Origin of the sequence: Microbacterium sp. AZCO (assembly GCF_039614715.1) — a bacterium.
In the GTDB taxonomy this organism is placed as follows: domain Bacteria; phylum Actinomycetota; class Actinomycetes; order Actinomycetales; family Microbacteriaceae; genus Microbacterium.
In genome coordinates, this window is record NZ_CP154857.1 from 1,764,109 (window position 1) to 1,780,833 (window position 16,725).

A 16,725-nucleotide genomic window follows, 5' to 3' on the forward strand; every position below is an offset into this window, starting at 1 on the left:
GGTCACCCGTCCTCCCGTCGACGACGCATGAGGAACGGCGTGATGAGCCAGAGGACGACGATCACGACCGAGAGGACGACGGCGACGAAGGTCGAGGCCGCGTCGTTCACGACGACGTCGAAGATGAAGGCGACCACCCCGACCGTCAGGAGGGCGACCGTCACGAGGGCGGTGATGAGCGCCGCATGGCCGAACGACACGACGCGCCGCTTGAGCCGGCGCTGGAAGAGCATGCGGTGCAGGGCGACCGGCGACAGCGCGACGATGGCGCTCAGCGCCGCGAGGACGACGAGCGCGAGGTAGAACGTGCGCTGACCGGGGTCGAGCTTCTGAAAGCCGGATTGGAAGGCGATCGCGAGCAGGAAGCCCGTCAGGATCTGCGTGCCGGTCTGCAGCACGCGGAACTCCTGCAGCATCTCCGACCAGTTGCGGTCGGCGCGCTCGTTCGGCGTCTCGTCCCGGCCGTCCGGGCGGTCGTCGAGCGGTTCCGAATCGGGGTCGGCGGACATGCCTCAACCTTGCCCGCGCAGCTTCCTGACGGCAAGCGATCCGACCCCGGTCAACACCACCCGAAAAGCCTGATAGGCTGATTGACGTGCCGCGGGGTGGAGCAGCTCGGTAGCTCGCTGGGCTCATAACCCAGAGGTCGCAGGTTCAAATCCTGTCCCCGCAACAAGAAGAAGAAGGCCCCGCGAATGCGGGGCCTTCTTCGTTTTCGCTGTGGGCTCGTTCGCCTCACGCAGGGTCGATCGCCTCGCTCAGCTCGAGCAGGAACCGCGTCACGACGCGAAGCTCGTCGTCGTCGTAGCCCTGGGCGACGCCGCGCATCGCGCGCAGCCGCTCCCCCATGTGCTGGTAGAACTCCTCGCGCGACGCCTGCGTCAGCACGACGACGCGCGCCCGGCGGTCGCTGGGGTGCGCGCGGCGCTCGAGATGACCCGAGGCGGTGAGACGATCGAGGAGCTTCGTCGTGGAGGCGGTCGAGATGCGGAGATGACGTGCGAGGTCATGGGGACTCACGAGCTCGTCGCGCTGCTCCCGCATGATGAGCATCCGGAGGGCCGCGACGTCGGTGGCGTTCATGTCCATGTCGCCCTTCATGCCGCCGTGCATGCGGTCCATGGCGTCACCCAGGGCGCGGATGGCCCTCAGCACATCCATGACCGCATGGTCACGGGTCGTCTCGGGTACCCATCGCTCAGACATGTGGACACTCCTTCAGTCCCTATGTATCATCGAGACCACTATATTGCTAGATAAACTAGCGAATACTGGAGGAATCATGACCGATACCGATCACGTCGTCCTCCTCGACGATGACGGCCGCGAGATCGGCACCGCTCCCAAGAGCAGCGTGCACGGCACCGAGACGGCCCTTCACCTCGCATTCTCCTGCCACGTCGTCAACGAGGCCGGTGAAGTGCTCGTGACGCGCCGGGCGCTGGGCAAGACGACCTGGCCCGGAGTCTGGAGCAACTCGTTCTGCGGCCACCCCCGGCCCGCGGAGCCCGTGCTGTCCGCCGTGCACCGTCGCGCCGAGTACGAGCTCGGCATCACCCTCACCGAGATCGAGCTCGCGCTTCCGCTCTTCCGCTACCGTGCGACCGACGTCAACGGCATCGTCGAGCACGAGCTGTGCCCCGTCTACACGGCGCTCACGTACGACGAGCCCGTGCTCAACCCGCTCGAGGTGGTGGACGCCCAGTGGGTGGACCCGGCCGACCTCGCCGCGTCGCTCGAGGCGACGCCGTGGGCGTTCAGCCCCTGGCTCGTGCTCCAGGCCGAGCAGCTGCACCTCTTCGACCGGTCGCGAGCAGACGAGCGGCGCCGCGCATCATGATCGCGCTGGCCCCCGCCCCCGCTGCCGCGATCGACGATGCGATCGACGACGCAGTGGGGCGGATCCGCGAGCGCGCGCTGACGCTCGGCGGGGGGTTCCCGACGCTCGGCGACGCGATCGCCCGTGCCACCGAAGGGGGCAAGCGCTTCCGCCCGGCTCTCGTCGCGGCGTCCTTCCAGGCATTCGGCGGCGATCCCCTCGACACGCCGGTGCTGTACCCGATCGCGGCGGCCTTCGAGCTGCTGCACACCGCCTTCGTCGTGCACGACGACGTCATCGACCACGACACCGTGCGGCGAGGCATCCCGAACATCGCCGGCGAGTTCCGCGAGCGGGCACGCCTGCGCGGAGCGGATGCCTCCGGGGCGGCGCTCCTCGGAGACGCCGCGGCGATCCTCGCGGGCGACCTCCTGCTGCACGAGGCCTGCCGGCTCGTCGCGCTCGCCGATGTCGCACCCGTCCGTCGCGAAGCGCTCCTCGCCCTCCTCGACGACGCGGTGTTCGTCTCGGCAGCGGGAGAGCTCGCCGACGTCGAGCACGCCGTGTCGCCCGAGTGGGCCGAGCCGGACGCGCTCCTCAATGCGGCGCATGACAAGACCGCCGTCTACTCGTTCACGGCTCCGCTCTGCGCGGGGGCCGTGCTGGCGGGCGCCGACCACGCCGCGATCGCAGCCCTCGAACGGGCCGGGAGCCGCCTCGGACTCGCCTTCCAGCTCGTCGACGACCTCATCGGCGCGTTCGGCTCGTCGGATCAGGCCGGACGCGAGTCGGGCGGCGACCTCCGCGAGGCCAAGCGCACTCCCCTCGTCTCACTCGCGCGGGATTCCGGCGCGTGGCCCCAGGTGAGCGAAGCCCTCGCCGTTGCCCACACGGGTCCCGTCGCCGTCCGCGAGGCGCAGCGCGCCCTCGACGAGAGCGGTGCACGCCTGCGTCTCCTCGCCCTCATCGCCGGCACCCTCGCCGAGGCGAGGGACGCCGCCGAAGACCCATCTCTTCCGCCCGCCGCCCGGGGTCTCGTCGACACCCTGGTGGCCGCCGTTTCGGAGCGTGTGCCGTGAGCCGTCGCAAGACCGAGGAGCCCACGGGTCTGGCCCTCTACGATCAGACGGCTCGGGATGCCGCTGCCGCCGTCATCGCGGCCTACTCGACGTCGTTCGCCCTCGCCTGCCGAATGCTCGGGCCGCGCGTTCGTCCGCACGTCCGCAACATCTACGCCCTCGCCCGCGTGTCGGATGAGATCGTCGACGGTCCCGGAGCCGAAGCAGGACTGGCCCCCGACGCGGAGCGCCGTGTGCTCGATGATCTGGAGACCGAGACGCTCGCCGCGGTCGAGCGGGGCTTCAGCGCCAACCTGGTCGTGCACGCGTTCGCCCGCACGGCCCGCGAATGCGGCATCGGCGAGGATCTCATCCGTCCGTTCTTCGCGTCCATGCGCACGGACATCACGACCGCGACGCACGACGCCGCCTCTCACGACGCGTACATCTACGGCTCGGCCGAGGTGATCGGGCTCATGTGCCTGCAGACGTTCGTCAACGCGGGCGCGCCCGCTCCCGTCCCCGCCGATCCCGACCTCGTCGACGGCGCGCGTCGCCTCGGGGCGGCGTTCCAGGACGTCAACTTCCTTCGTGACCTCGACCACGACGCCGCGACCCTCGGTCGCGACTACCTCGGTGCGTCGAGCCGCGACGATGTGCTCGCCCGCATCGACGCAGACCTCACGGCCGCGGCGGCAGTCATCCCCCGACTCCCTCCAGACTGCCGCCGCGCCGTGACGGCCGCGCACGACCTCTTCGCCGACCTCGCACGCCGGCTGCGCCGCGACCCCGCGCCCGCGACGCGCGTGCGCGTGCCCGATCCCGTCAAGGCGGCTCTCGCCGCCCGCGCGTGGCTCGGCTTCTCGCCCCGGGGTGCCCGGGCATGAGCCGCGCGCGAACGACCCGGCGTGATCCGGGCACGGTCGCCGTCGTCGGCGGCGGCATCGCCGGCCTCGCCACCGCGGCGCTGCTGGCAGCCGAGGGCTGGGATGCGACGGTCTACGAGGCCCGTGACGAGATCGGCGGGCGGGCGGGATCGTGGGAGCGCGACGGCTTCCGCTTCGACACGGGCCCGAGCTGGTATCTCATGCCCGAGGTCTTCGATCACTTCTTCCGCCTGCTCGGAACGACCGCCGCCGCCGAACTCGATCTCATGCCGCTCGATCCCGCGTACCGGGTGTACACGGAAGGCGACGCCGGGCCGCTCGACGTCGTGTCGGGGAGGGATGCCGCCACCGCGCTGTTCGAGAGCGTCGAGCCCGGCGCCGGCGCGGCCCTCGACGCGTACCTCGACTCCGCGGGCGACGCGTACGACCTGGCGGTGTCGCGGTTCCTCTACGATCCGTACGAGACGACGGCCGGCCTCCGCGACCCCGAGCTGGTGCGTCGCCTCCCCCGGCTCGCGCCGCTCCTCACCCGCACGCTCGCGAGCCACATCGAGCGCCGGTTCGACGATCAGCGACTGCGGCAGATCCTCGGATACCCCGCGGTCTTCCTGGGCGGCTCGCCGTACGGCGTGCCGAGCCTGTACCACCTGATGAGCCATCTCGACCTCGACGAGGGTGTGCTCTACCCGCGCGGCGGCTTCACCGCCGTCATCGCCGCTGTCGAACGGCTCGCCCGCGCGCGCGGCGTCGCGATCGAGACCGGGGCCGAGGTCGTCGCGATCACGACGTCCGGGGCGACGGCCACGGGCCTCCGTCTCGCGGACGGGCGCGCGATCGAGGCTGACCTCGTCGTGTCGACCGCCGATCTGCACCACACCGAGACCAGCCTGCTGCCGCCCGAGCTGCGCAGCTACCCGGAGGAGTGGTGGCGCTCGCGCACCCCCAGCCCGGGCGCCCTGCTCGTACTGTTGGGAGTGCGAGGCGAGCTTCCGCAGCTCACGCACCACACGCTCCTCTTCACACGCGACTGGCGGGCGAACTTCGAGCGGATCTTCGGTCGCGATCCCGGCATCCCGGATCCCGCCTCGCTCTACGTCTGCAAGCCCAGCGCGTCGGACCCGACGGTCGCGCCGCCGGGCGACGAGAATCTCTTCGTGCTCGTCCCCGTTCCCGCCGACCCGTCGCTCGGACGCGGCGGCGAGGACGGCGACGGCGACCCCCGGATCGAGAAGGCCGCCGACGCCGTCATCGCGCAGCTCTCCGAGTGGTGCGGCATCCCGGACCTCGCCGAACGCGTCGTGGTGCGCCGCACGATCACCCCGGGCGACTTCGCGGCCGATCTGCACGCATGGCGCGGGAACGCCCTCGGTCTCGCTCACACGCTCGGACAGAGCGCGGTGTTCCGACCGCGGAATGCGTCCAAGCGCGTGGACGGCCTCCTCTACGCGGGGGCATCGACGCTGCCGGGCATCGGGCTGCCGATGTGCCTCATCTCGGCCGAGCTCGTCGTGAAGCGGCTGCGCGGCGACCGGTCTCCGGGTCCGCTCCCCGAGCCCGTCGCGGCGAAAGCCTGAGATGCCCGGCGCCTACCTCGCCGCGATCCTCCTCTCGTTCGCCGGAATCGCCGTGCTCGACGTGCGGCTGCGGCTGGCGTTCCCCGTGGCGCCGGGCCGCACGGCCGCGGCCGGCGCGCTCGGCACGGCGTTCTTCCTCCTCTGGGACCTCGTCGGCATCGGCGCGGGCGTGTTCGTGAAGGGCGACAGCGCCCTCTACGTGGGCGTCGTCCTCGCCCCGCACCTCCCGCTCGAGGAGCCGGTCTTCCTGGCGTTCCTCTGCTACCTGGCCCTGGTCTCGTGGGCCGGCGCGCAGCGCGTGCTGGGCCGCCGGGCATCCGCTCGGACCCAGGAGCATGCGCGATGACGTACGGACTGCTCATCCTGCCGTTCGCGCTCGCGACGATCGCCGTGACGCTGGCGACGATCCCCCGTCCCGGCTTCGGCAGGCGGATGCTCTCCTCGGCACTCGCCGCCGTCGTGCTCATCGTCCTCACCGCCGTGTTCGACAACGTCATGATCGCGGCGGGCCTGTTCACCTATCCTGTGGACCAGATCAGCGGGCTCCGCGTCGGACTCGCACCCCTCGAGGACTTCGCCTACCCGCTCTGCGCGGCGTTCCTCGTGCCCGCGGTCTTCGTCCTGCTTCCCGCGAGAAAGGCCGCATGAGCGCGACCGAGCCCCTCCGCGCCGGCACCGTCGCGCGGCAGCTGTTCGTGGCATCCCGCCCGGTCAGCTGGATCAACACGGCGTATCCCTTCGCCGCCGCGTACCTCCTCGCCACACGCGAGATCGACGCCGCGCTGGTCGTCGGCACGCTCTTCTTCCTCGTGCCCTACAACCTCGCGATGTACGGGATCAACGACGTGTTCGACTACGAATCCGACCTGCGCAATCCCCGCAAGGGCGGTGCGCACGGCGCGGTGCTCGACCGGCGGATGCACGCCGTCACGCTGTGGGCGGCGGGCCTGTCGTGCCTGCCGTTCGTCGTCTACCTCGTGATCGTCGGGTCGCCCCTGTCGTGGCTCGTGCTGGCGGCGAGCCTCTTCTTCGTCGTGTTCTACAGCGCACCGCCGCTGCGGCTCAAAGAGAGGCCGTTCGCGGACTCCGTGACGAGCAGCATCCACTTCTTCTCCCCCGCCGTCTACGGCCTCGTGCTGGCCGGGGCCGTCTGGACGTGGCAGCTCGTCGCGATCATCGTGGCCTTCGCGCTCTGGGGTGTCGCGTCGCACGCCTTCGGCGCAGTGCAGGACGTCGTGGCCGACCGCGAAGCGGGCATCTCGTCCATCGCCACGGCACGCGGTGCGCGGTGGACGGTCTGGTTCGCGCTGGCCTGCTACGCCGCCGCAGGGCTCGTCATGCTGACATCCGCGTGGCCCGGGCCCCTCGCGGCGCTCCTCGCGCTGCCCTATCTCGCCACGGTCTGGCCGTTCCGCGCCATCACGGACGAGACGGCGGATGCCGCGACCCGCGGGTGGGACCGATTCCTGTGGCTCAACCAGCTGACGGGGTTCGGAGTCACGCTGCTGCTGATCTGGTACTGGTTCCTCACGAGCTGAGGCCGGGCGATCCCCGCCCGGCCTCAGTCCTGTGGAGCGTGCGGACTCAGCCGCCCAGCTCGATGAGCTTCTGCACCGCGGCCGTCAGACGGGCGTCGGCCTCGCCGTAGGCGGCCCAGTCGCCCGCGGCGAGTGCCGCCTGGCGATCCAGCATGGCCTGCTGCGCCTGCTGCAGCGCCGCCTGGTACTCGTCAGCGGGCACGCTCGGCGACGGGTTGGGGGTCGGCGTGGCCTCCGGCGTCGGCGTCGCCTCGGGAGTGGCGGGCGTCGTCGGGGTCACCCCGCCGTCACCGGCATCCGCTCCCGAATCGCCGCCGAACAGCTGGTCGAGCGCCTGGTTCAGGGTGTCTTCGAACGCGACCTTGTTGCCGAACGAGACGAGCACCTTCTGCAGCGTCGGAAGCTTGGTCGCACCCGAGGACTGGACGAACACCGGCTGCACGTAGAGCAGACCGCCGCCGACGGGGAGCGTCAGGAGGTTGCCGTTCAGGACGTCCGACTGGCCCTGTCTCAGGATGTTGATGAACGCAGACACCTGCGGATCGGCGTCGAAGGTGTTCTGCACCTGACCGGGGCCGGGGACGCTCGTGGACGCGTCGATGACGAGCATCCTGAGCTTGCCGTAGTCGGAGGCTTTCACGCCGTCCTTGTCACCGGCGTTCGAGTCGACCGCGAGATAGCCCATGAGGACGTTCCGGGTGTTGTCGCCTGCGGGGATGAAGCTCGTGAACATCGAGTACGTGGGCGCCGTCTGTCCCGGCATCTGCATCGTCAGGTAGTACGGCGGCTGCAGGAAGTTGGGGCTCTGCGGGTCGTCCGGCGTCTTCCACGCGTTGTCGCGCTGGTAGAACGACTGCGCGTCATCGACGTGGTAGACGCCGAGCATGGCGCGCTGCGCCTTGAACAGGTCGGTCGGGTACCGCACGTGGCTCATGAGGTCGCCCGACATCTGCGAGATCGGCTTGAGCGTCGAGGGGTAGACCTTCTGCCACGCCTGCAGGATCGGATCGCTCTCGTCCCAGGCGTAGAGCGTGACGTGGCCGTCGTACGCGTCGACGGTCGCCTTGACCGAGTTGCGGATGTAGTTGATGTTGTCGAGCGCGACGCGGGGCGTCTCGTTGTTCGCATCCGCGATCGCCTGCTGCAGGCTCACGAGTGTCGAGTACGGGTAGCTGTCGCTCGTGGTGTAGCCGTCGATGATCCAGACGATCCGCCCGTCGACGATGCTCGGGTACGGGTCCTTGTCGAGCTCGAGGTAGGGCGCGACCTTCTGCACACGATCCAGCGGGCTGCGATCGTAGAGGATCTGCGAGTCCTGGTTGAGGTAGTCGGAGAAGAGGATCTGCTCCGACTGGAACTTCAGGGCGTAGATCAGGCGGTTGAAGACGTTGCCGACGCTCGGCCCGCCGTTGCCCTCGAACGTCGTCTTCGTCTCGGTCGCGCCGTCCTCGCCCGCCGGGTAGTCGAGCTCGATGGGTGCCGTCCCCGCCGGTGCACCGACGATGGAGTACGTCGGCGAGTCCTCACCGAAGTAGACGCGGGGCTCGAAGTTCTCCTGGTCGGTCAGCACGCCGGCGACCGGAATGCCCTGCTCGATGAAGACGGGGTTGCCGTCCGTCGTGCGATCGTTGCCCCTCGCCGCGACGAGGCCGTAGCCGTGCGTGTAGACGAGGGTCGTGTTCTGCCACGACGCCGCGTTGCCGAGCTGGCTCACGTCGAGCTCGCGCACGGACACGACGGTGTCCTGCGAGACACCCCCGATGTTGTACCGGTCGACATCGAGCGGATCGGCGAACTGGTAGTACGAGCGGTACTGCTCGAGCTGGCGCACCGTGGGGCTGATGATGGCCGGGTCCATGATGCGGATCTGGGCGGTCGTGGCCGCATCGGCGCGCAGCTGGCCGGGCTCGGCATCCGTCGTCGCGGCATAGTCGCTCTTCTCGAGACCGTCGATGCCGTACGCCTGCTTCGTCATGTCGATGCTGCGCTGGTAGTACTGCTCCTCCAGCGCGAGCTGGTTGGGGCGCACCTGGAAGGTGTTGAGCACCCAGGGGTAGCCGACGCCCAGCACGATGGCGGAGACGATGAGGAGCGCCGTCGCGATGAGCGGGTAGCGCCACCGGCCGATGATCGCCGTCACGAAGAAGAGCACCGCGACGATCACGGCGACGATCGAGAGGATCGTGAGGCCGGGGATGATGGCGTGGGTGCCGACGTAGCCGGGACCGACGATGCGGTCGCCGGGCTCGATGAGCGTCTTGTACCGGTCGAGCCACAGGCTCGCCGCCTGCACGAGCAGGTACAGCCCCGCGATGACCGCGAGCTGGATGCGGGCCGCCTTCGAGATGCGGAGCTCGCGCTGCCCGATGCGCACCGAGCCGTACAGGTACGACACGACCGCCGTCATCAGGAGGCAGATGAGCAGCACCGCCGACACGAACCCGAGGAGGGTGCTGTAGAACGGCATCGCGAACAGGTAGAAGCCGGTGTCGAGGTGGAACTGCGGGTCCTTCAGCTTCGTCTGCACGCCGTTGAACCACAGCCACGTGGTCTCCCACTGCGCCGAGGCGGCGAAGCCCGCGAAGAAGCCGAAGAAGATCGGGATGCCCCACATCGCGAGGCGACGCAGCGGCTCGACGACCTCCTGGTAGCGGTCGAGCTGCGAGCTCAGGCGCGCGTAGACCGGGCGCAGACGATACGCCAGCTGGATCGCGAGCCACACGGGGACGGCCATGCCGAGGAAGCCCACCGCGAACATCACGATGCGCGCGACCCACTGGCGCACGAGCACCGACGAGAAGCCGAGCTGGTCGTACCAGAGCCAGTCCGCGTACAGGTTCGCGAAGACGAAGAACGCCACGACGAGGGCGGCGATGATCGCGAGGGTGATCGCAATGATCCGACGGGTTCGGGAGGGTGCGGCCGGAGTCGGCGCAGACGTCGTGGTCACCGTCTCATCCTAGGTGCGCGGTTCTGGGCGAACGCCGAGTCCGCGCTCGGCGAACTCCCGGAGTTCCCCCAGACTGCGGCGCGTGTCAGCCGGCGGTGCAGGTCGGCAGCGCGTCGAGGTCTCCTCCGCTGCTGATCGCATCGAGGACCTTGAGCGAATCGTCGAGATCCTCGACGGCGAAGACCCGCAGCCCGTCCGGGACATGGCCCACGACCTCGTCGCAGTTCGACTTGGGAGCGAGGAACCACTCGGCGCCCGCACCGACCGCGCCCCAGAGCTTCTGACGGATGCCGCCGATCGGCCCCACCGTGCCGTCGGCGGAGATCGTCCCCGTGCCGGCGACATCCTTCCCGCCGTTGAGCTCTCCGGGTGTGAGGGTGTCGATGATCCCGAGCGCGAACATCATGCCGGCCGACGGTCCGCCGACGTTGTTCAGCTGAATCGTCACGTCGATCGGGAAGTCGAAGTCGCTCAGGAGCGTGATGCCGAGGAGCCAGAGGGTGTCGCCCTGCACCGTCGTCTCCTTGGGCTGCACTGTCACCGTCTCCTGCGCTCCCCCGCGCTCGATGACGAGCTCGACGGGCTCGCCGCCGGATGCCTGCACGAGCTCGCGCAGCTGATCGCCGCTCGTGATCGCCGTGCCGTTCGCCTCGACGATGACGTCGCCCTCCTGAAGGATGCCCTCGGCCGCCGAGTCCTTCGTGAGGGAATGCACCGTGATGCGCGTCTGGACGTCGTAGCCGAGCTGGGTGAGGGCGGCGGCCGTCGCCTCCTTCTGCGAGTCGACCATCATGGCCGAGCTCTCCTCGTTGCGCTGCTCGCTCGTCTGCCCCGCGGGGAAGACGGCGTCGATCGGCAGCACGGCCTTGGTCGGATCGAACCACGCGGTCGCGAGCTCGAACCACGACGGCGTGCGTTCGCGGTTGCCGACGACCTGGACCGTGAGGAGATCGAGCGTGCCGGCCGTCTTGTAGGTCTCGGCGCCGTTCACCGAGATGAGCGGCACCTCGTCGCCGTCGGAGGAGGTGGCGGTGCCGAGGGTGTTGTAGACCGGCCCGGGACGCTGGATGACGTAGGCCGTCGGCAGGAACGTGAGCACCAGCAGGATGATCATCGCGACCGCGAGCGCCCAGACACCCGCCAGCGTGCCGCGGCTCATACGGCGCCGTGGGGCGGGCGTGATGGTGACGTTCTCGTCGAACAGCGCCACGGAGGACCTTTCTTGCCGGATGTCTCGCCTGTCGTTCGCGACCGGCGTACAGCATGAGAGGTCCGGGCCGGGAGGTGCGAGGGTGCGTGCGACTAGCGTAGAACGCGAGGTCATGACCCGGCTGAAAGGCGGCTGAAGTGGCAGACGACGACCGCAGTCCCGAAGAGGAGTTCCAAGAGCTCATCAGACAGCTCTTCGGAGGCGGAGCCGACGGCATCGACCCCGAGCAGCTCTCGCGGCTGACCGGGCTCGGCATCGACCCGGCGATGATGCAGACCGTGATGCGCCACCTCCAGGGCGCCTTCGAGGGCGACGGCGAGATCTCGTGGGATCTCGCGCAGCGCCAGGCGCTGCACATCGCCAACCAGGACGGTCTCGGCGTCACGTCGGGCCAGCGCACCGACCTCGACCAGGCCTTCGCGCTCGCCACCCTGTGGCTCAGCGAGGCGACCACGATCTCGGAGCTCGCGCAGCCCCCGCGCGCGCTCACACGCGGCGGCTGGGTCGAGGCGACGCTGCCCGTCTGGCAGGAGCTCGCCGAGCCCGTCGCGACGAGCATCGCGGACGCCCTCACCAAGGCGCTGAGCGAGCAGGCCCCCGACGACATGCAGAACCTCGTGCAGGGCGCCGGACGGCTCATGCGCAGCGTCGGCGGATCGCTGTTCGCGACGCAGCTCGGGCAGGTCGTCGGCCGGCTCTCGCTCGAGGTCGTCTCGGGCGGGGATGTCGGCATCCCGATCATGCCCGACGGCGAGGCCGCGATCCTCCCGCAGAACTTCGCCGACTTCGGTCGCGACCTCGAGATCCCCGACGACCAGCTCGCCCTGTACATCGCGACGCGCGAGCTCGCGCACGCGCGTCTGTTCCGGCACGCGCGGTGGCTGCGGCTGCACGTCATCTCGCAGGTGACCGACTTCGCCCGAGGCATCCACGTCGACACGGAGGCGCTCGAAGACCTCGCGTCGCGGTTCGACCCCTCCGAGCCCGAGGAGCTGCGCTCCGCGCTCGAGAGCGGAGCGCTGCTCCCCGCACGCTCCGAAGCGCAGACCGCCGCCCTGACGCGGCTCGAGAACCTCCTCGCGACGATCGAGGGCTGGGTCGACGTCGTCACGGCGGAGGCGACCTCGCGGCTCCCGACCGCCGAGCGGATCGCGGAGGCCGTCCGCCGTCGGCGCGCCGTCGGCGGCCCTGCCGAGCAGGCCCTGGGCTCGCTCGTCGGACTCGAGCTGCGCCCGCGCCGCATGCGCGAGGCCGCCGCGATGTGGCGCGCCGTGACCGACGCCGTCGGCGTCGCGGCCCGCGATTCTCTGTGGGACTACCCCGACCTCATGCCGACCTCGGAGGACATCGACGATCCGGCGGCGCTCGTGGCACGTCTCGAGGCCCGCGCGCGCGGCGAGGAGCCCGCGCGCGATGCGTTCGACGATGCGCTCGAGCAGCTGCTGCGGGGGGACGCCCCGACGGGCGACGGCGATGCGGCCCAGTCTGGCGATGCGGCGGCCGGCGGCGGAGACGCGGCGGCCGGCGATGCCGGGGCCTCCGCCGATACGGCGGAGTCGGACGACGCGCCCGAGGATGGCGCGCCCGGCGACGAGCGCCCCGTCTGAGGCATCCTCTCCTCCCCAGGTCGGCTCGCGTCGCGAGCTGACCGGGAGGGGCTGTGGAAAGGGATGCCGGAGGCCGGTCCACTGCCGATGATCGAGGGATGCTGCGACTCGACCCCGCTCATCCCCCGCTCTGGCGCGACGAGACGACGGTGCAGTTCGGGCTCGATCCCGTCGCCGTGATCGAGACGACGGCGCCCTGGCAGGAGCGGCTCGTCCATGAGCTCGAGCACGGCGTGCCGCCCGGCGCTCTGGACGCCGTCGCGAGTGCCCTCGGCGCACCCGAGGGCGAGGCCGCCGGCTTCGTGCGGCGGCTGACGCGCGCGCTCGCTCCGCAGGCGCCGCCGCCGTCGCGCGGCGTCGTGGTGCAGGCGGGAGACGGCATCGCGCCCGAGACGACTCAGGGGGTCGTCGATGCGCTGGCGGCGGCCGGCTTCGAGGTGGCGGGCGCGCGAGGCGCGGACACCCGCGTGCCCGTCGTCATGCTCGCGGCACACGTCGTCGAGCCGCGGCGCGCTTCCGTGCTGCTCGGACGCGATCTGCCGCACCTTCCCGTCGTCTTCGGCGGCGGGACCGTCGAGGTCGGGCCGTTCGTCCGCCCGGGCGTCACCGCGTGCCTCGCGTGCGTCGCCGCGGAACGGCTGGAGGCCGACGAGGCCTGGCCCCGGCTCGCGACGCAGCTGCTCGGGCGGCGGGCGCCTTCCGTGTCGCTCGCCGCCGCGTGGGAGGCCGGTATCGTCGCGGGGCGGCTGCTCAGCGAAGCGGCGCGTCGGACCGAGCGGCAGACGACGTCCGCGGTGACGCTGCGCGCCGCGGCCGGGCCGACGACGCGGACGCATCGCCCGCACGCAGCGTGCCGCTGCCGATCTCTTTCAGGAATCGCGACGGCGCCCGCCCGCGAAGTCCCGGCGACCATGACAGCGAGAGGCTTCGCGCGGCCCGCGTGATCCCGACGTAGGCCAGCCGGCGCTCTTCGTCGACCTGCTCGAAGGTCGTCGCATAGCCGATCGGCAGCAGGCCTTCGGCCATCCCCACGAGGTGGACGTGGTCCCACTCGAGGCCCTTGGCCGCGTGCAGCGTCGCGAGCGTGACGGTGCGGAGGGCGGGTTCGTCCTGGACCTTGGCGCGCGCGACGAGGTCGTCGCTGAACGAGCGGAGGGTCGTCCCGGGCGGTGCCTCCTCGGCGAGCCGCAGGAGGGCGGCCCGCGCCTCCCACGCGTCGCGCAGCGCACCGCCGGCCTCCGGCGGCTCATCGCTCAGGCCGATGTTGCGCAGCACGTCGCGCACGCTGTCGATGAACCCCGTCTCGATGGGCGCGACCGCGGCCGCGCGGAGCGCCATGACGCCCTGGCGGACCTCGGGGATGTCCCAGAACCGCCGGCCGCCGAGCACCGACGCGGCGATGCCGACGTCGGCCAGCGCCTTGAGCAGCTCGACCGACTGGGCGTGGGCGCGATACAGCACAGCCACGCGGCGCGGATCGACGCCGGCGTCGAGGGACGCCCGGATGCGTGCCGCGACGCCGCGCGCCTCGGCCACGTCGTCGTCGAAGCCGGTCACGGTCGGCTCCGCTCCGACGGCGGCGGGACGCGCTGCCGTGAGCACGAGGGCGCCGGGACGATCCCGCATGAGGGCATTCGCGACGTCGAGGATCGGGGCATCCGACCGGTGGTTCTTCTCGAGCCGGACGACTTTGGCGCCTTCGTGACGGTGCTCGAACTCCAGGAGGAATCGGGCGTCCGCGCCGGCGAACGAGTAGATCGTCTGGCTCGCGTCGCCGACGACGCACAGGTCGCGGCGATCGCCCAGCCAGAGCTCGAGCAGTCGATGCTGCAGCGGAGACACGTCCTGGAACTCGTCGACGGTGAAGTGGCGGTACTGCTCCCGCACGGCGTGGACGATCTGGGGCTCCGCCTCGAGCATCCCCGCGCAGGCGAGCAGAACGTCTTCGAAGTCGAGCTGGCGCCGCTCGTCCTTGAGCTTCTCGTACGACCGCTGCAGAGCCACGACCTGGTCCACGCCGAGCCGGCCCACGCCCTTCGGACGCGCGTCGGCGTAGGCCTCGATGCTGCGCAGCGTCACCTTGCGCCACTCGATCTCGCTCGCGACATCGCGGAGCGTCGCGACGTCGGGTGAGAGGCCGACCCCGTCGGCGGCGTGCGCGAGGAGGCGCACCTTGTTGTCGACGATGGTCGGCGCCTGGTCGCCCGCGAGCTGCGGCCAGAAGAAGTTGAGCTGAGCGAGTGCGGCCGCGTGGAAGGTGCGCGCGGCGACTCCCTCCACGCCCATCGCGCGGAGCCTCGCCCTCATCTCCCCCGCCGCCTTCGCGGTGAAGGTCACGGCCATGACGCGGCTGGGCGAGTACGCCCCCGTGTCGACGCCGTGCGCGATGCGGCGCGTGATGACGCGGGTCTTGCCGGTGCCCGCTCCGGCCAGCACGACGACCGGACCTCGAAGGGTCGTGGCGGCCTCGCGCTGACGCTCGTCGAGCCCTTCGAGCGCGCCGTCGCTCACGCGGCCCCCGCGTGCCAGTCCGCGATGAGGCGATGCGCGATCGACGCGCGGCCGGGAAGGAGCACGTCGCCGTGGCCGGCGAGGGCCGCTCCGATCTCGTCGCGGGTGAACCAGCGGACCGCCGCGATCTCGTCGCCGTCGGCCTCCGCCGCCTCGTCGTCGATGGCCGCCGCGAGGAAGCCGACCATGAGGGAGCGCGGGTACGGCCACGCCTGCGATCCCCGGTACCTCACGTCGTGCACCTCGACCCCGCACTCCTCGCGCACCTCGCGCACGACGGTGGACTCGAGCGACTCTCCCGCCTCCGCGAAGCCCGCGAAGCACGAATAGCGGTTGGCGCCCCACAGGGCGTTAGAGCCGAGCAACAGCCGGTCGGGGTCGCGGTCGCTCGTGATGGCGACGATGACCGCCGGGTCGGTGCGCGGGAAGTGCTCGCGGCCGCACACCGGACAGCGCCGCGACCAGCCCGCGTTCCTGAGCTCCGTGAGCGATCCGCACGCGGGGCAGAACGGCGAATCGACGAGCCAGCGGCCCAGGCTGAGCGCCTCGACGAACGCACCGGCATGGGCCGTGCCGAGTTCTCCGCCGATGACCCGCAGCCCGGCCCAGCCGCCGGGAGCCGCGAAGGGCTGCTCCGCGTCCTGCGACAGCGCCGCGACGAGGACGGGGCGACCCGACGCATCCCGCCCGAGGAAGGCCCACACGGCGTCGTCGGGAACGTCGGAGGGCGCCGCGAAGTGCAGGGCGGAATGCCCCGACTCCGCCGTCGCGGCGAGGGGTGCGGCGTCGCCGTGGATGACGAGCACGCGGGTGGAGGCATCCGCCCGGAGACCCTCGACGAGACCCTCGATCGAGCGCTCGTCCGCGGCACGGTCGATGCCAGGGCCGGCCAACCCGGAGCGGAACCCCTCGGGCGTCGTCATCCAGCACCTCTCTCGTGGTGGTCGGGCGGCGGATCGGCGGGCGACCGGCGGGGTCTGCCTGCCAGGGCGTGGCGCGAGGGCGGGCGACGACCGCCGACCTACCCTGGGCTCATGGCACGCTCTCCCCTCACTCTAGCCGCGTCCGTCACGTCGGCTCTGCCCCGGGTCGGCGTCGTCGGGGCGGGGGCGCTGACCGAGGGTGCGGCGGGTCGTTTCGACTCCGCCGTGGCCGATCTGGACGACGGGCGGAGGGTCGTCGTGCGGGCTCCCGCCGACACCGACGCCGCCTCCGAGCTCGCCGCCGAAGTGCGCGCGCTCCGAGCCCTCACACCCGGCGTGCGGGGACTTCTGCCCTTCCGCGCGCCGGAGCTCCTCGGTGAGACGGGCCTCGGCGACGCACGAGTCGTCGTCGTCGACTTCCTCCCCGGGTATCGAGTGGATGCCGCGCACCTGCCGCCCGGTCGCGGAGCCGCGACCTCCGTCGGCGACGCGCTGGCCGCCCTCCACGCGCTTCCGCTGTCGATCGTCCGCACCGAGGGACTTCCCGTCCGCACTCCGCACCAGATCCGTGACGACGCGAGCCGGCTGCTCGATCGTGTGCGGGCGACGCGCAAGGCCCCGAAGGCTCTCCTCGCACGCTGGCAGCGG

Annotated in this window: 14 protein-coding genes and 1 tRNA gene; 9 read left to right on the plus strand and 6 right to left on the minus strand. The window is 71.2% G+C overall.

Annotated elements, in window-relative coordinates; genetic code table 11:
* Positions 1 to 2 precede the first annotated feature (2 nt).
* Positions 3 to 509, minus strand: coding sequence for a DUF6328 family protein (locus AAIB33_RS08275; protein WP_345803064.1), 507 nt, complete (start codon positions 507 to 509; stop codon positions 3 to 5).
* Positions 510 to 599: 90 nt separating this feature from the next.
* On the opposite strand from AAIB33_RS08275, the gene AAIB33_RS08280 reads away from it, so the two are divergent.
* Positions 600 to 673 (plus strand) — tRNA-Met (locus tag AAIB33_RS08280).
* A gap of 62 nt (positions 674 to 735) precedes the next feature.
* Here the strand turns inward: AAIB33_RS08280 and AAIB33_RS08285 are convergent.
* Complete coding sequence (locus AAIB33_RS08285) at positions 736 to 1,206, minus strand: MarR family transcriptional regulator (protein WP_345803065.1); 471 nt, start codon at positions 1,204 to 1,206, stop codon at positions 736 to 738.
* Positions 1,207 to 1,282: 76 nt separating this feature from the next.
* On the opposite strand from AAIB33_RS08285, the gene idi reads away from it, so the two are divergent.
* The 7 genes from idi to AAIB33_RS08320 are packed head-to-tail and all read left to right on the plus strand — an operon-like array spanning position 1,283 to position 6,876.
* Positions 1,283 to 1,840, plus strand: a complete 558-nt coding sequence (gene idi, locus AAIB33_RS08290) for an isopentenyl-diphosphate Delta-isomerase (protein ID WP_345803066.1) — start codon at positions 1,283 to 1,285, stop codon at positions 1,838 to 1,840.
* Positions 1,837 to 2,898 carry a polyprenyl synthetase family protein gene (locus tag AAIB33_RS08295; protein WP_345803067.1) on the plus strand — a complete coding sequence of 354 codons (1,062 nt, stop codon included), beginning with the start codon at positions 1,837 to 1,839 and terminating at the stop codon, positions 2,896 to 2,898. Before idi ends, AAIB33_RS08295 begins: the two co-directional genes overlap by 4 nt.
* Positions 2,895 to 3,764 carry a squalene/phytoene synthase family protein gene (locus tag AAIB33_RS08300; protein WP_345803068.1) on the plus strand — a complete coding sequence of 290 codons (870 nt, stop codon included), beginning with the start codon at positions 2,895 to 2,897 and terminating at the stop codon, positions 3,762 to 3,764. The genes AAIB33_RS08295 and AAIB33_RS08300 overlap by 4 nt, the downstream gene beginning before the upstream one ends.
* Positions 3,761 to 5,338: a phytoene desaturase family protein gene (gene crtI / locus AAIB33_RS08305; protein WP_345803069.1), complete on the plus strand. Its 1,578-nt coding sequence runs from the start codon at positions 3,761 to 3,763 to the stop codon at positions 5,336 to 5,338. Before AAIB33_RS08300 ends, crtI begins: the two co-directional genes overlap by 4 nt.
* Position 5,339: 1 nt before the next feature.
* Positions 5,340 to 5,684: a lycopene cyclase domain-containing protein gene (locus tag AAIB33_RS08310; protein ID WP_345803070.1), complete on the plus strand. Its 345-nt coding sequence runs from the start codon at positions 5,340 to 5,342 to the stop codon at positions 5,682 to 5,684.
* Positions 5,681 to 5,986, plus strand: coding sequence for a lycopene cyclase domain-containing protein (locus tag AAIB33_RS08315; protein ID WP_345803071.1), 306 nt, complete (start codon positions 5,681 to 5,683; stop codon positions 5,984 to 5,986). The genes AAIB33_RS08310 and AAIB33_RS08315 overlap by 4 nt, the downstream gene beginning before the upstream one ends.
* Positions 5,983 to 6,876 carry a prenyltransferase gene (locus tag AAIB33_RS08320; RefSeq protein WP_345803072.1) on the plus strand — a complete coding sequence of 298 codons (894 nt, stop codon included), beginning with the start codon at positions 5,983 to 5,985 and terminating at the stop codon, positions 6,874 to 6,876. Before AAIB33_RS08315 ends, AAIB33_RS08320 begins: the two co-directional genes overlap by 4 nt.
* Positions 6,877 to 6,922: 46 nt before the next feature.
* On the opposite strand, the gene AAIB33_RS08325 is transcribed toward AAIB33_RS08320, so the two are convergent.
* Both AAIB33_RS08325 and AAIB33_RS08330 read right to left on the minus strand, forming a co-directional pair.
* Positions 6,923 to 9,826, minus strand: coding sequence for a UPF0182 family protein (locus AAIB33_RS08325; RefSeq protein ID WP_345803073.1), 2,904 nt, complete (start codon positions 9,824 to 9,826; stop codon positions 6,923 to 6,925).
* A gap of 85 nt (positions 9,827 to 9,911) precedes the next feature.
* Positions 9,912 to 11,036: a PDZ domain-containing protein gene (locus tag AAIB33_RS08330; RefSeq protein WP_345803074.1), complete on the minus strand. Its 1,125-nt coding sequence runs from the start codon at positions 11,034 to 11,036 to the stop codon at positions 9,912 to 9,914.
* 137 nt (positions 11,037 to 11,173) lie between these two features.
* On the opposite strand from AAIB33_RS08330, the gene AAIB33_RS08335 reads away from it, so the two are divergent.
* Positions 11,174 to 12,643 carry a zinc-dependent metalloprotease gene (locus AAIB33_RS08335; protein ID WP_345803075.1) on the plus strand — a complete coding sequence of 490 codons (1,470 nt, stop codon included), beginning with the start codon at positions 11,174 to 11,176 and terminating at the stop codon, positions 12,641 to 12,643.
* Between the two features lie 750 nt (positions 12,644 to 13,393).
* Here the strand turns inward: AAIB33_RS08335 and AAIB33_RS08340 are convergent.
* Together AAIB33_RS08340 and nudC are read right to left on the minus strand one after the other, a co-directional pair.
* On the minus strand, positions 13,394 to 15,154 hold the full coding sequence (locus tag AAIB33_RS08340) for an ATP-dependent helicase (RefSeq protein WP_345803076.1): 1,761 nt from the start codon (positions 15,152 to 15,154) through the stop codon (positions 13,394 to 13,396).
* On the minus strand, positions 15,151 to 16,077 hold the full coding sequence (nudC, locus tag AAIB33_RS08345) for an NAD(+) diphosphatase (protein ID WP_345803077.1): 927 nt from the start codon (positions 16,075 to 16,077) through the stop codon (positions 15,151 to 15,153). Before nudC ends, AAIB33_RS08340 begins: the two co-directional genes overlap by 4 nt.
* Positions 16,078 to 16,725 lie beyond the last annotated feature (648 nt).